Source organism: Comamonas sp. w2-DMI, assembly GCF_040187735.1.
Taxonomy (GTDB): domain Bacteria; phylum Pseudomonadota; class Gammaproteobacteria; order Burkholderiales; family Burkholderiaceae_C; genus Comamonas; species Comamonas terrae.
Genome location: NZ_JBANEL010000024.1, coordinates 60,988 through 74,451, shown reverse-complemented (window position 1 = coordinate 74,451; position 13,464 = coordinate 60,988). Strand labels below are relative to the sequence as shown.

The 13,464-nt window shown below is 63.5% G+C and carries 11 protein-coding genes, 1 other RNA gene and 1 pseudogene; 7 read left to right on the top strand and 6 right to left on the bottom strand.

The window, feature by feature from the left end; all coding sequences use genetic code 11:
- The first annotated feature begins 218 nt into the window (after positions 1–218).
- Together V8Z74_RS21075 and V8Z74_RS21070 are read left to right on the top strand one after the other, a co-directional pair.
- Complete coding sequence (locus tag V8Z74_RS21075) at positions 219–1,115, top strand: hypothetical protein (RefSeq protein ID WP_349711031.1); 897 nt, start codon at positions 219–221, stop codon at positions 1,113–1,115.
- A gap of 121 nt (positions 1,116–1,236) precedes the next feature.
- On the top strand, positions 1,237–1,839 hold the full coding sequence (locus tag V8Z74_RS21070) for a recombinase family protein (protein WP_349711030.1): 603 nt from the start codon (positions 1,237–1,239) through the stop codon (positions 1,837–1,839).
- A gap of 458 nt (positions 1,840–2,297) precedes the next feature.
- On the opposite strand, the gene V8Z74_RS21065 is transcribed toward V8Z74_RS21070, so the two are convergent.
- Together V8Z74_RS21065 and ffs are read right to left on the bottom strand one after the other, a co-directional pair.
- Positions 2,298–4,076: a DUF6538 domain-containing protein gene (locus V8Z74_RS21065; protein WP_349711028.1), complete on the bottom strand. Its 1,779-nt coding sequence runs from the start codon at positions 4,074–4,076 to the stop codon at positions 2,298–2,300.
- A 115-nt stretch (positions 4,077–4,191) separates the two neighbouring features.
- Positions 4,192–4,287, bottom strand: an RNA gene (gene ffs / locus V8Z74_RS21060) — signal recognition particle sRNA small type.
- Positions 4,288–4,402: 115 nt separating this feature from the next.
- Between ffs and dnaX the strand changes: the two are divergent.
- The 3 genes and pseudogenes from dnaX to recR all read left to right on the top strand — a co-directional run bounded on the left by dnaX (position 4,403) and on the right by recR (position 7,749).
- Positions 4,403–6,564, top strand: a pseudogene (gene dnaX, locus V8Z74_RS21055) (DNA polymerase III subunit gamma/tau).
- Between the two features lie 39 nt (positions 6,565–6,603).
- The gene (locus tag V8Z74_RS21050) at positions 6,604–6,936 is read left to right on the top strand and encodes a YbaB/EbfC family nucleoid-associated protein (RefSeq protein WP_066480407.1); all 333 of its coding nucleotides are present in this window, start codon (positions 6,604–6,606) and stop codon (positions 6,934–6,936) included.
- 222 nt (positions 6,937–7,158) lie between these two features.
- Positions 7,159–7,749, top strand: coding sequence for a recombination mediator RecR (gene recR / locus V8Z74_RS21045; RefSeq protein WP_349711026.1), 591 nt, complete (start codon positions 7,159–7,161; stop codon positions 7,747–7,749).
- A 180-nt stretch (positions 7,750–7,929) separates the two neighbouring features.
- Here the strand turns inward: recR and V8Z74_RS21040 are convergent, their stop codons facing one another.
- Positions 7,930–9,453: a transglycosylase SLT domain-containing protein gene (locus V8Z74_RS21040; RefSeq protein WP_349711025.1), complete on the bottom strand. Its 1,524-nt coding sequence runs from the start codon at positions 9,451–9,453 to the stop codon at positions 7,930–7,932.
- Entirely contained in the window at positions 9,453–10,226 is a 774-nt protein-coding gene (gene gloB / locus V8Z74_RS21035) for a hydroxyacylglutathione hydrolase (RefSeq protein ID WP_349711024.1), read from the bottom strand. Before gloB ends, V8Z74_RS21040 begins: the two co-directional genes overlap by 1 nt.
- Positions 10,227–10,245: 19 nt before the next feature.
- Here gloB and V8Z74_RS21030 point away from each other — a divergent pair, with 19 nt between their 5' ends.
- A complete protein-coding gene (locus V8Z74_RS21030) occupies positions 10,246–11,040 on the top strand; it encodes a class I SAM-dependent methyltransferase (protein ID WP_349711023.1) in 795 nt (264 codons plus the stop codon).
- 66 nt (positions 11,041–11,106) lie between these two features.
- Positions 11,107–11,556, top strand: a complete 450-nt coding sequence (gene rnhA / locus V8Z74_RS21025; protein ID WP_066480413.1) for a ribonuclease HI — start codon at positions 11,107–11,109, stop codon at positions 11,554–11,556.
- 146 nt (positions 11,557–11,702) lie between these two features.
- Here the strand turns inward: rnhA and V8Z74_RS21020 are convergent, their stop codons facing one another.
- On the bottom strand, positions 11,703–12,032 hold the full coding sequence (locus V8Z74_RS21020; protein ID WP_066480417.1) for a thioredoxin family protein: 330 nt from the start codon (positions 12,030–12,032) through the stop codon (positions 11,703–11,705).
- A gap of 50 nt (positions 12,033–12,082) precedes the next feature.
- Positions 12,083–13,462 carry a molybdopterin molybdotransferase MoeA gene (gene moeA / locus V8Z74_RS21015; RefSeq protein ID WP_349711021.1) on the bottom strand — a complete coding sequence of 460 codons (1,380 nt, stop codon included), beginning with the start codon at positions 13,460–13,462 and terminating at the stop codon, positions 12,083–12,085.
- Positions 13,463–13,464: the final 2 nt, after the last annotated feature.

Here is a 13,464-nt window from a genome sequence, read left to right as displayed (position 1 = left end):
GGGGGCATCCCTCCGGCAGAAGCTGAGGCAAACTACTGGAGGCAACTAGCCGTCAGCGACACCTCGGCAGAGGTGTCAACTTAAACCAATCGGCCTCCTCAAAACCCGGTGCGATTCACAGCAGTGGCGAAGATGATGTGTTATCAAATGAGGTCTGTACCCATATCGCATTCTTCCTAAGCGATCTGAATTACGGTACTCCTAAGGCTACTCCGAAAATGGATTTTCTTGGGAACAGAGAGGCGGGTTTGTTTCATGTAAAAAATCTGTCGATGCTTTGTTCTGTTGGGATTGTTGAGTTGAGTTTGGAAAGGCACTGGCGTTGGTCTGATGCGAATTGGGGGCGCTTAGTCGCTGGTAGTTTTCCAGCATTGGTAATAAAAAACAGTGAATTATTTAAGTGGGGGCAACTAGAGGAAATTCAGCAGATTGGTAGGGATGCCTGTGCTTTTCTATCTTTAGCTGCACGCCATTTGACTGCACTGCATGTTATGACTTCCATGGTTAAGAAGGGGCACTTGGAAGAGTGGTTTCAACCTCTAAATCGCCAGCGCTCAACAACAGAAGAGGGAGCTTGTGGGCCTCTTGTAGATGAAGGTCAGCTTGAAGATTTTTTCTTGACGGCATCCACACAATGGAAGAGTTTTACGGTGCGCCAGCAGGATGCTGTGCGTCTTGCAATATTTTCGATAAATCCATTTGTAATCTCCTCTAGCGAAGGGGCGTTCTTAAGGATGTTCTCTGCAGTAGAGGGATTGGCTAGGGCGTGGTTTCCTGATGTATGGAAAGTTGATAAAAAGATGGGGTGTTTAATCGAGGCTTTTTCTCCGCGAGTTTCGGGCTTGTGGCCGATTACTTCTGAGAATAAGGATGGTTTGGATGAGATTAGAAATCGGATAGCACATGGCCATGGGATGACGGATGTATTGAAAAAGGTACAGTCAGTAGCAAGTGACCATTTGCAAGTCTGGATCGAAAGGATTCTGTTAGCGATATTGGGGTGTCAGGGCATGGGCTCGCCAAGGGACTGGCTTTCTGAGCATGTCCAAGGGGCGCCTGATGAGTTGGCGCGACTGCGCTCCAGCCTTAAGCAGGTGCAAGGAAGCGCAGCATGATCAAAAAGGACCGTTTACGGACATGGGTCTGAAGGATGTCCAAAAGATAGGGTGACAGGGTTGTGGACATGATGTATATTCCGTACATTGTTTCCGTACAGTCTTGAGGAGCCCTTGTCAGATGTCCACCAGCGCCAGCCCTAGAGTCTTTGCTTACTGCCGTGTCTCTACCTCAGACCAGACTACCTCCAATCAGCTACAGGAGATAGCTGGGGCGGGCTTTGAGGTCTCCCCTAGGCGAGCCATCACTGAGACCGTTAGCGGCTCTGTAGCGGCCTCTGAGCGCCCTGGATGGGCCTCCCTGGTTGCCAAGCTGGAGGCTGGGGATGTAGTGGTCGTGACCAAGCTGGATCGACTGGGGCGGAATGCCACGGATGTGCGGACCACGGTAGATGCCCTTGCTGCTGAGGGCGTCAGGGTCTATTGCCTAGCCCTTGGTGGGATGGACCTCACGAGCCCGGCAGGCAGGATGACCATGGGTGTCATTGCCGCCGTAGCTGAGTTTGAGAGAGACCTGCTCATCGAGAGGACTCAGGCGGGGCTCTCGCGGGCGAAGGCTGAGGGCAAGAGCCTAGGGAGACCGAAGAGCTTGAGCGATGAGGAGACTCAGGAGGTCCTCAGGAGGCTTGCTGCTGGTGAGGCTGTAGCTGCAATCGCTAGGGCTATGGGGACCAGTCGGCAGACCGTTATGCGGATCAGGCAGGGTAATCTAGAGGCGATCTAAACTGCTCTACTAGAGGCCTCCAGGGGCTCCCTGTGAGGCTCTGGGGTCTGGCTGGAGGGGTTGCCTGTATGCAAGGCTATTGGCGCTCCTGAGGGCTTCCTGTGGGCTGCCGATTAACCCACACCATTGGTAGGCGTGAGACCCTTCCAGAGGAGCCCAAGGCACCGGAGTCCCTGTAGAGAATGACCATCATCAGATGAAGCTAGTCAGTCCTTGGGAGCCCGTAGTCCAGAGGAGAAACCTACAGAGACCCAATGGAGTCCATAGGAGCCCTACAGAGAGAGATGACCATACGGAGATGACCATCACCAGAGGAGAATCCAGACCCATTGGAGAGCCAATAGGAGTACCTTAGGGGGGTATATACCACATTTTGGTCTTCTTGGATAGTGCTTGTGTGTGGTCTATACAACACTGCGAGCCCCCTCTATCGGTACTCATTGGGGCTCTGTTGGTCTCTAGCTTTTGGTCTTGACCTTGTAGCCCTTCTGTCGGCCCCTGGATGCCTTATCCATGCGTGGCCCTGTGTAGACCCTCGGGAGGCTAATGGAGCTGTAGGAAAGGCTTTGAATGGCTTCTAGGCGGTCCTCCAGATCAATCCCTTGATAGACCCGTGTCCCTGTGCTGCCCTGGGTCTCGTGGCCTGTGATGGCATCCTGCACCTTCTCCGGTATCTTGCCTTTGGACATACGAGTCCTGACCAGATGCCTGAAGGAGTGGAAGTCTGGATACTTTTCGGTGAGACCGATGCCCCTTCGGTACTGACCGAACCAATTGGAGATGTTGAGTCCTGGTCTCTCTGGATGCATCCCCAGGATAGGCCATAGGCTCTCGTGGCCTGCCTTACGGACGGCCTCGGCATACTCCAGCAGACCCAGGCGGATCAGCTCAGGATGAATCGGGATTGACCTCCGGGATGCATCTGTCTTTAGCCGCTTCCCATCCTCATCGGTGATGCGTAGGACTGGGGTCCCATCCTCATCTGTGATGTCTGTGGTCCGTAGCTGCGCCAGCTCCCCTATGCGGGCTCCGGTGTACAGCCCCAGAAGGGGAATCCAGTAGGCTGCATCGCTGCCGCCCTTGGAGCCCTTGGGGGTGTCATAGGTCTGGAATAGGGGTTGACCGAATAGCCGCTGTAGCTCCTCCTCCTTCCAGCTCCTGCGGGTGGGAGTCTTGGGGGCCTTAATGTCCAGACCCTCCCAGGGCTGTTTGTCGATCAGTCCTAGGTCCCTGTAGGCATAGACCAGCAAAGACTTGATGGCAGTGAGTCGGTCCCGAGCGGTCTTCTTGCTGATGCCTCTATCTGGTTCCTGTAGCCATGACCGGAAGGAGTCCCCTTGGTCTCTGTCCATTCGTTTGACATACAGGGGCTTGCCTAGATGTTCCTCGCACCACTCTACCGCCAGCTTGTATGCCTGCTCTGTGGACTTGGTTCGGGTCTTGATCTTCAACCAGCGGCCATAGACCTCCATGAGAGTGGTCTCTGTGCTCCCTCTGGCAGCTTGCTGGCACAAGGAGGCCGCTAGAGCCCCTGTGGAGCCCTTTGGTGTAAAGGTGAGGGGTGGGGTGCTATCCGTCTCAATAAGCTCTCCAGCATCCCTCTGGGTGGCTTCCTGCCAGCCTCTGCGGTGGGCTGCTAGGTAGGCATAGAGGGCCTCCTTCAGGCCTCCGGTCTCCCTGGTTACGGTGAAGCCCATGGCCAGAGCATCAGCCTGGAGGAGTGGTAGGACAGACCGGAGATTCATCCGTGCTAGGTCCTGAGCGGTCTCCTGAGACTGCCTGCCGTTCAGTACCTCTAGGCCGATTGTCTCCCACTCTGTACGCCCATCCAGAGGGTCCCTCTTGGGCAGGGTAACGGAGCCATCCGGGTTTGGCATGAAGGGGAGTCGGGATTGGGCTGCCTGGGATAGAGCATTGAAGATGGGGTCATTCCCTTCCCTTCGGCTTTGGTCTTCCTGGAGGACTCTCTTGCGGGCTCCATCAGCCAGGACCTGTGCCAGCTCCGGAGTGATGACCTCCAGGGCCTGGGGATTGAGGGCCTTACGCTTGGTCTCCCACTCCTCCAGCCATTCGGTGCGCCGGCGGTTGGCCTTGAGGATTGCTTCTTGGCGGTCGGAGGTCTTAAGGCTCTCACGGATGCGGTCAGTGCCGTAGGTGCTCTGGAGGTCCTTGGGAATGTCTGCGCGAAGCCACCAGATGGAGCCCCTCTGGAAGAGACCTACTGCTCCTCTTGCCATGTCGTTTCCTAGTCTAGATTTAGATGGAAGGGACACAGCAGAAGGACACAGTTGAGGAGGTCTAAGCCCTTGCTAGGACTCAAGTTCTTGATTCAAAAGAACTCTTGGAAATGAGGTTGACGAGCCTTACCTCGGCACTGGTTTCACAGTTAGGGCTGCTTGGTTCCCCACCTGACCCGGTTGGCCGCTTCCCCATGCGAGGAGGCCCGTCAGTGCCGATTATAAAGGCAATCTGAGGGCCGCCCCGGCGACCGGCGGCATGAAAGTTGGGGAACTGGCGCATCCACCGGCAGGGACATGGGCCCGGCCTCGTAGAATCGGCGTCTATGTCTTATTTAGTGCTCGCTCGCAAATACCGGCCCCATACCTTCTCCGAAATGGTGGGGCAGGAGCACGTCGTGCAGGCCCTGACCAATGCGCTCACGCAGCAGCGCCTGCACCACGCCTACCTGTTCACGGGAACGCGCGGCGTGGGCAAGACCACGGTGTCGCGCATCCTGGCCAAGTCGCTCAATTGCCAGGGCGCCGATGGCAATGGTGGAATCACCGCCACGCCTTGCGGGATCTGCGCAGCCTGCACTGAAATCGATAGCGGACGATTTCCGGACTACACCGAACTCGACGCGGCCTCCAACCGCGGCGTGGACGAGGTGCAGAGCCTGCTGGAGCAGGCGGTGTACAAGCCGGTGCAGGGGCGCTTCAAGGTCTTCATGATCGACGAAGTGCACATGCTCACGAACACGGCATTCAACGCCATGCTCAAGACGCTGGAAGAGCCGCCCGAATACCTGAAGTTCGTGCTGGCCACGACGGATCCGCAGAAGGTGCCGGTCACCGTGCTTTCGCGTTGCCTGCAGTTCAACCTGCGGCCCATGGCGCCCGAGACCGTGCTCGAGCATTTGACCCAGGTGCTGGCCAGGGAAAACGTGCCTGCCGAGTCCCAGGCGCTGCGCCTGCTGTCGCGCGCCGCGCGCGGCTCCATGCGCGATGCGCTGAGCCTGACCGACCAGGCGATTGCGTTCGGCAGCGGCCAGCTGCAGGAAGCAGCGGTGCGCCAGATGCTGGGCAGCGTGGACCGCAGCCATGTGTTCAGGCTGATCGATGCGCTGGCGGGGGGGCGACGGCCGCACGGTGGTGGAGACCGCGGAGCAGCTGCGCCACAACGGCCTGTCGGCCGCCTCCACCCTGGAGGAAATGTGTGCGGTTCTGCAGCGCATGGCCGTGCTGCAGGCCGTGCCCGGCATGGCGCCGGATGCCAGCGATCCGGAAGCCGCCGAGGTGGCGCGCCTGGCGCAGCGGATGCCGCGCGACGAGACGCAGCTGCTCTACAGCATCTGCCTGCATGGCCGCACCGAGCTGGGCCTCGCACCCGACGAATATGCAGCGCTGACCATGGCGCTGCTGCGGCTGCTGGCCTTCAAGCCGCAGGACTTCGTGCCTTCCGTGCAGCCTTCCGACGCCCAAGCCGCCGCCGACGGCACGGCTGAAAAAAAAAACTCCGCAGCTGAGTAGGCCTGTCGAGGCCGAGCCGGTGCCCGCGCCGGCGCCCACGGCTGTTCCTGCAATGGCGCCCGTGGCTGTGCCTCCCGTGTCCGCGATCAGGCCGGCGGCGTCCGCTGCGGCGGCCATACCCCAGCCGCCGGTGGCTGAAATCCGCATTGCATCGGCTTACCCCGAAGCTGTGCCTGCAAGGGCTGCTGTGCCTGCCGCCCAACCGGAGCCTGTGGCGGAGGTTGTGGTTTCGCTGGCAGAGCCCGAGCAGGATGCGCAGCTGGATAAGCCCGAGGCAGCGCCGGCATCGGCTTGCGATGTGGAGCAGCCTGCCGAAGTTGCTGCAGTGCTGCAGCAGCCAGAGGCACAAGCCGAAGACTCGGCTGCAGAGGCGCCCGAAGAGTCCGAAGAGCCGGGCCCTGGCGATGGCGCCTGGGCGGGCATGCCCGACGAGGCCTGGGCCGACGAGGGGCGCTGGAGCGATGACGCCGATGTGGATGTGGGCCTGCCCGCGGATGCCCAGCCTTTGCCAATGCATGCCGATGCGCAAGAGCCGGCCGCGCCGGCCTCCGTGCAGCCCGTGCCCCAGGTGGAGCGCACGGAACTCGGCGATGTCTGGCAGGCCGTGGTGCAGCAGCTGGACGAGGCGCAGGCCATCGTGGCGCTGGGCCGCCAGCTGGCGCTGCAGTCCCAGCTCGTGGCCCGCAACGGCGATCTGTGGACGCTGCGCGTGGAGACCAATTCGCTCAACCAGGCCGGTGCCCGCGAGCGCCTGCGCGCCGCGCTGGAGGCAGCCGGCCATGCGCGACAATTGCAGGTGGAGCAAGGTGCCGTGACCGATACGCCGGCGCGTCGCCAGGCGGTCATCGCCCACATGCGCCAGCGCATTGCCGAAGAGATCGTGACAAGCAATCCCCTGGTGCAGAAGCTGGTGCGCGAGCATGGCGCGAAGATCGTGCCGGGCAGCATCAAGCCTGTATCCATCCAGCCTGAATAAGGCGTTTCGTTTTTCCCCCTGAAAGAAGAAGGAATTCACATGTTCAACAAAGGACAACTCGCCGGTTTGATGAAGCAAGCCCAGGCCATGCAGGACAACCTCAAGAAGGCGCAGGAAGAGCTGGGCAACATCGAGGTCGAGGGCGAGTCCGGCGCGGGCCTGGTCAAGGTCGTGATGACCTGCAAGCACGATGTCAAGCGCATCACCATCGACCCCAGCCTGCTGGCCGAGGACAAGGACATGCTGGAGGATCTGGTGGCCGCCGCCTTCAACGCCGCCGTGCGCAAGGCCGAGGAAACCTCCAACGAGAAGATGAGCAAGATCACCGCCGGCATGCCTGGCCTGCCCGGCGGCATGAAGTTCCCCTTTTAACGGCGGCCAGCACAAGCCTTGATACTTCGTTGCGTGACCTTGCCGCACCTTTGGTGCTGTCTGCGGTCACGCGCCTCGTCTCCAGCGCGAATCTGCGATTCGCTGGCTTGTGTCGACCGCTTTGAGTGCGGGGTGGACATCAGCGCCGCACGGCAAAGTAGACAGGCGATCTGCGCAGTGGCAGATCGCTTTTTTTTCTGGTGAGTGAGAAAGGACAAGCCCGTGTCGGACGTGCAATCTCTGGATGCCTTGATCGAAGCATTGCGCCGCCTGCCGGGCGTGGGCATCAAGTCGGCGCAGCGCATGGCTTTCCATCTGCTGCAGCGCGACCAGGGCGGGGCGCTGCAGCTGGCGCGGGCGCTGGAGTCGGCCGTGCAGTCGGTGCACCACTGCGAGCGCTGCCACACCTTTACCGAAGGCCGCATCTGTTCCATCTGCGAGGATGCGGGCCGCGACGCGGCGCGGCTTTGCGTGGTGGAGGCGCCGGCCGATCTGGCCGCGATGGAGCGCACCGGTGCCTACCAGGGCTATTACTACGTGCTGATGGGACGCCTGTCGCCGCTGGACGGCGTGGGGCCCAAGGAGATCGGCATGAAGCAGCTGCTCGAACGCGCCTGCGACGGACATGTGCAGGAGGTGATTCTCGCGACCAGCTTCACGGCCGAGGGCGAGGCCACGGCCCATGCTATTCAAGAGGCGCTGAAGGCGCGCGGCATCCTGGTCACGCGGCTGGCGCGCGGCGTGCCGATCGGCAGCGAGCTGGAATATGTGGACCTGGGCACGATTGCCCACGCGCTGGTGGACAGACGCTGAAGCCTTTGCATTTTGATAGCTGCTAGCGCTGGTGCAGAAAGGGCTTTGCGGGAATATGTGTATAAAACGCAGGCAGCTGTAGCGGTAGATGCTATGGAGTTTGAATGAGAAAGGCCCGCGCCATGGCATGCGCGGGCCTTTTTTGCTTCGCTTTCTCCCCGCCGGCACGCCGGCAAAGGCTTAGCGGCGCTTGACCTTGGAGGGCTGGCCGCCGCGCGGCGCCGGTGCGTTCTTGCCGCCGCGCGGTTGCGGCTGCGCGGCGGCCTTGGCGGGCGCACGGGCCACGGCATGGCCGCCCCGGGCGGCATGCGCCGCCGGCGCGGAGGCGCGGGCCACGCCGGTGCGCACGGGCAGGTAGGCGACCAGGGACTGCCCGGCCTTGAGCGTGGCCGTGGATTTCAGGTCGTTCCAGTCGGCCAAGTTGGAGACACTCACGCCGTAGCGGCTGGCCACGCTCACCAGCGTGTCGTGGCGGCGGGCCTTGACCGTGGTGCGGCGGGTGACGATCTCTGGAGCGAAGGAGATCTGGCCGTTGTCGGCCACATGGCCGGCCACGTCGGCCCGCACATTGGCGCCGCGCGGCACCATCAGCGCCGAGCCGGCCTTGATCAGCATGCGCGGCGGGATGTTGTTGATGGCGCGCAGATCGGCCTCGCCCAGGCCCACGCGCTGGGCGGCCTCGGCCACGCTGATGGTCGAAGGCACGGTCCACACGGTCCAGCTGGCGAACTGGCCGTCGTTGTAGGCCTGCAGGTTGCGGCGGAAGATCTTGGCGTTGTCCCAGGGCAGCAGGATCTGCGGCGTGCCGGCCGCGAAGATCACCGGCTTGTGGAAACCGGGATTGAGGGCCTTGAAGTCCTTGACGCTCACGTCGGCCAGCTTGGCCACCAGCTCCACGTCGATGTCATGGGTGATGCTCACCGCCTGGAAGTAGGGGTGGTTCTCGATCACCGGCAGCTCGGTGTTGAAGTTCTCGGGATGGGCCACGATGTTCTTCACGGCCTGCAGCTTGGGCACGTACATGCGGGTTTCGGCCGGCATCTGCAGGTCGGTATAGCCGGTGGGCAGGCCCAGTTTCTCGTTGCGCTTGATGGCCCGGCCCACGCTGCCCTCGCCCCAGTTGTAGGCGGCCAGGGCCAGGTGCCAGTCGCCGAACATGTCGTAGAGCTTTTGCAGATAGTCCAGGGCCGCGCGCGTGGAGGCCAGCACATCGCGGCGGTCGTCGCGGAAGGCGTTCTGCTTGAGCTCGAAGTAGTTGCCCGTGGCCGGCATGAACTGCCACATGCCGGCGGCCTTGGCGCTGGAGACGGCCTGCGGGTTGAACGCGCTTTCGATGAAGGGCAGCAGGGCCAGTTCGGTAGGCATGCCGCGGCGTTCGAGTTCCTCCACGATGTGGAAGAGGTATTTGCTCGAGCGTTCCGTCATGCGCTGGATGTAGTCGGGCCGGGCCGCATACCACTGCTCGCGGTCGCGCACCAGGTCCTGGTCCAGGTCGGGCATGGCAAAGCCGCGGCGTATGCGTACCCACAGGTCGCCCGTGGCTTCCAGCGAAGCGACTTCGGAGCTGCTGATCTTGCCGCGGCTCAGAGGGGTCAGGGGACCGTCGGGGTACTTGGCATCGAGATTGCCGGAGGTGTTGCTGGTGGAGGCGCAACCTGCAAGCACGAGCAGGGATGCCAGCAACAGGGAATGTAGAAATTTCATCAAAAAACGTTTTTCCATTGGCGCAAGGCGGCCAGCACGCTGGCCGGGCTTTGCGTTTGTACCTGAGGGTCGAAGCGGGCCGCCGCGGCAATCACCTGCTCCTGCCGGGTGCGCAGAAAGGGATTGATCTCGCGCTCGGTCTGCATGGTGGAGGGCAATGTCGGCCGACCGGCCTGTCTCAGCGCCTGGCAGTGCTCCAGGTACTGAGCAAGCTGGGCGTTGTTTGGTTCAACCGCCTGCGCAAATCGCAGGTTAGAAAGTGTGTATTCATGCGCACAGCACACTTGCGTGTCGCCGGGCAGCGCGGCCAGTGCGGCCAGCGAATCCTGCATCTGCGCGGGCGTGCCCTCGAACAGCCGCCCGCAGCCGCCCGAGAACAGGGTATCGCCGCAGAACAGCACAGGCTGCGCCAGCGCGTGGGTGCTGTAATAGGCGATATGGCCGCTGGTGTGGCCCGGAACGTCAATCACCTGCCAGGGGCCGCCCAGCAGCCGGACCTCGTCGCCGCCCTGCACGCGCTGCACGGGTTCGGGAAGCTGCTCATGGGCCGGCCCCCAGACCGGAGCCCGGCAGGCCTGGCGCAGAGCCGCCACGCCGCCGGTGTGATCGGCATGGTGGTGGGTGACTAAAATGCCCTGCAGTTCAAGACCCCGCTGGCGCAGCACCTGCAGCACAGGTTCTGCGTCGCCAGGATCGACAACCACGGCCTGGCGCCCGTCATGGAGCAGCCAGATGTAGTTGTCGGAAAATGCGGGAATGGGCAATAGGTTCATGGGCTGCAAAATTATAGGGATGCATCACTGGACGGATTCTGCCCTGGGGCACTATCTCCTGGAGTGGGAGCAGCAACGCTGCGACGAGGCGGTGGCCGATATTTTCGGCTACCACAGCGTGCAGCTGGGCCTGCCCATGCTACAGGGACTGCGTGCCAACCGCATGCCGCATCGCTGGCTGGCACTGGACAACTGCGCCGATCTGGAAGCTGCACCATCCGCGGCCGCGGGCTCCGCGGCGCCACCGGCCGGGCCGGCCCAGGAGTTCTCGCCCGTGCCGGCCGCTCTGGTGGCCGATGCCCGGGCCCTGCCTTTTTCCGAGGCCAGCCTCGACCTGGTGCTGATGCCGCATACGCTGGAGACTTCGCCCGACCCCCATGCCGCGCTGCGTGAAGCCGCGCGCGTGCTGGTGCCCGAAGGGCGGTTGGTAGTCTGCGGCCTCAATCCGGCCAGCCTGCTGGGCCTGCAGCGCCGCGCCGAGCGCGGCACGGCCTATCTGCCCGACCTGAGCTGGGGCATTGGCTACTGGCGGCTGCGCGACTGGCTGCGGCTGCTGGACTTCGAGATCGAAGCCGTGCAATTTGGCTGTTATCGTCCTGCCACGCAAAGCGCGCAGTGGCTGGGCCGCTGGGAGTTCATGGACCGGGTGGGGCGCCGCTGCTGGCCGGTGCTGGGCGGCGCATACTGTGTGGTTGCCGTCAAGCGCGTGCAGGGCATGCGCCTGATCGAAAGCAGCGCCTGGCGCAGCCGGCCCGTGCCTGGCGCCGTGCCGGTGGCCGGCCGTGTGGCGCCCCACGCGAAAAACCCGGCGTGAACGGCGTAGCCGCCCGGCATGGAGGCGCTGCAACCTCCATGGCGCAAGTTCTTACAAGGAAGCAAATTGAATCAAGTCGTGATCTATACCGATGGTGCCTGCAAGGGCAATCCCGGCCCGGGGGGCTGGGGCGCGGTATTGCGGGCCGGTACGGCCGAGAAGGAATTGTTCGGCGGGGAGCTGGGCACCACGAACAACCGCATGGAGCTGATGGCCGTCATCCAGGCGCTCGCGGCCCTCAAGCGTCCGTGCGACGTAGTGCTGTACCTGGACAGCCAGTACGTGCGCAAGGGCATTACCGAATGGATCCACGGCTGGAAGGCCAAGGGCTGGGTCACGGCTTCGAAGGAGCCGGTCAAGAACGTCGAGCTGTGGCAAAAGCTCGATGCCCTGGTGCAGGGCAGCGGCCACCGCATCGATTGGCGCTGGGTCAAGGGCCATGCGGGCGACCCCGGCAACGAGCGCGCCGACGCCCTGGCCAACAAGGGCGTGGAGATGGCCCTGGGCCGGCTTTAGTCCTTGCCGACTGCGGAGGATGATGGGTTTGGCAGTCAGCCCTGAAATTGGCAGACCCTAGCGCGGGGGCGCCGAGCAAGTGCCTATGCCGGCCGCGCCGCCCCGCAGCGATGATGCCGTCCCTCTTGGGGATGGCGCGAAGCGCCTCAGGGGGTGTTGATTTTTTCCAGAGCCTGTGCAATCTCCTGCCCGGCCTGCGGGCGCACCAGGCGGGCTACTTCCTGGCCGTCGCGCAGAAAGACCAGCGTGGGCCAGAGCTTGACGCGGTAGCTGCGGCCCAGCGGACGGCCCGGTCCGTCCTCCACCTTGATGTGCTCCACGCCGGGGTGCGCAGCCAGGGCCGCCTCGATCAGCGGCTGGGCGCGCTGGCAATGGCCGCACCAGGGCGTGCCGAACTCCAGCAGGCTGGCGCCGCGCAACGCATCCACGGCGGTGCGTTCGGGTTCGGCGGCCAGATGACGGGCTTGAAAAGGCATATTCGACTCCTAAAGAATGGGCGCTGGCGGCAACTGTGGCGGCCGGCGGGTCAGATCAATCCATCGAGCAGCAGCACGGACACCATTTCGCCGGGCTGCACATCGGCCTGCGCGTCATCCAGCACGATGATGGCGTTGGCCGAAACCATGGAGCTGAGCACGCCCGAGCCCTGAGGGCCTGTGGTGCGCACCGTGGCGCGGCCGTCGGCGCCCCGTTCCACGATGCCGCGCTGGTACTCGGTGCGGCCCGGGCGCTTGGCCAGCGGCTCGGCCGCGGCCACCTGCAGGGGCACGGGCGCCGCTTCGCTGCTGCCCATGAGCTGCAGCAGGGCCGGGCGCACGAACATCAGAAAGCTCACCATGGCGGCCACGGGGTTGCCGGGCAGGCCCAGCAGCACGGCCGGATGGCTGGTGACCAGGGACTTGCTCTGTTTTGCAGAGCTGCCAGCGCCCGCCGGCAAAGCGCTGGAGGCATTTTTCTCGGTCAGCAATGCAGGCGTGCGGGGCTGCAGCAGGCCCACGGCCAGCGGCCGGCCCGGCCGCATGGCAATGCGCCAGAACTGCACGGGCCCCAGGCGCTGCAGCATGGCGCGCGTATGGTCGGCCTCGCCGGCGCTGATGCCGCCGCTGGTCAGGATCACATCGGCCAGCGCCGAGGCCTCGCGCAGCCGTTCTTCGAGCGCTGCGGGCTCGTCGGCCACCACGCCAAGGTCCAGCACATGGGCGCCCATGCGGCGCAGCAGGCCCTGCAGGCTGAAGCGGTTGCTGTCGTAGATGGCGCCTTCGCGCGGGCTGGCACCCGGGGCCAGGATTTCATCGCCCGTGGAGAAATAGGCCACGCGCAGGCGGCGGCGCACATTCACCTGCACCAGCCCCAGGCTGGCCAGCAGACCCAGCGCAGCCGGCGTCAGGCGCTGGCCGCGCGCCAGGGCCACGGCGCCCTGGCGCAGGTCCTCGCCGCACAGCCGGCGGTTGTCGCCGGCCTGCAGGCGGGCGGCCGCAAAGCGGATATGTTCATCGTCCACGATCCGGACCTGCTCGTGCGGCACCACGGTGTCCAGCCCCTCGGGCATGACGGCGCCGGTCATGATCTTGATGCAGTCGCCGGCCTGCAGGCGGCCCTGCCAGGGCCTGCCCGCCAGGGCCGTGCCTACCACGCGCAGCTGCAGCTCCTGCGCGCAGGGTGGCCGTGCCAGCAGCGCGCCATCGAAGGCATAGCCGTCCATGGCGCTGTTGTCGTGCGGCGGGACGTTGACGGGGCACAGCACGTCCTGGGCAAGAATGCGATCCAGCGCGTCCAGCAGCGGCAGGGTTTCGGTTCCGGTCACCGGGCCCAGCGTCTGGAGCATGGAAGACAGCTGTTGCAGCACCTGCCCGGTCGTCAGGGTCTGGGCATTGGGCTGGGCGGCGGGCTGAAAAGGTGCATTCATGG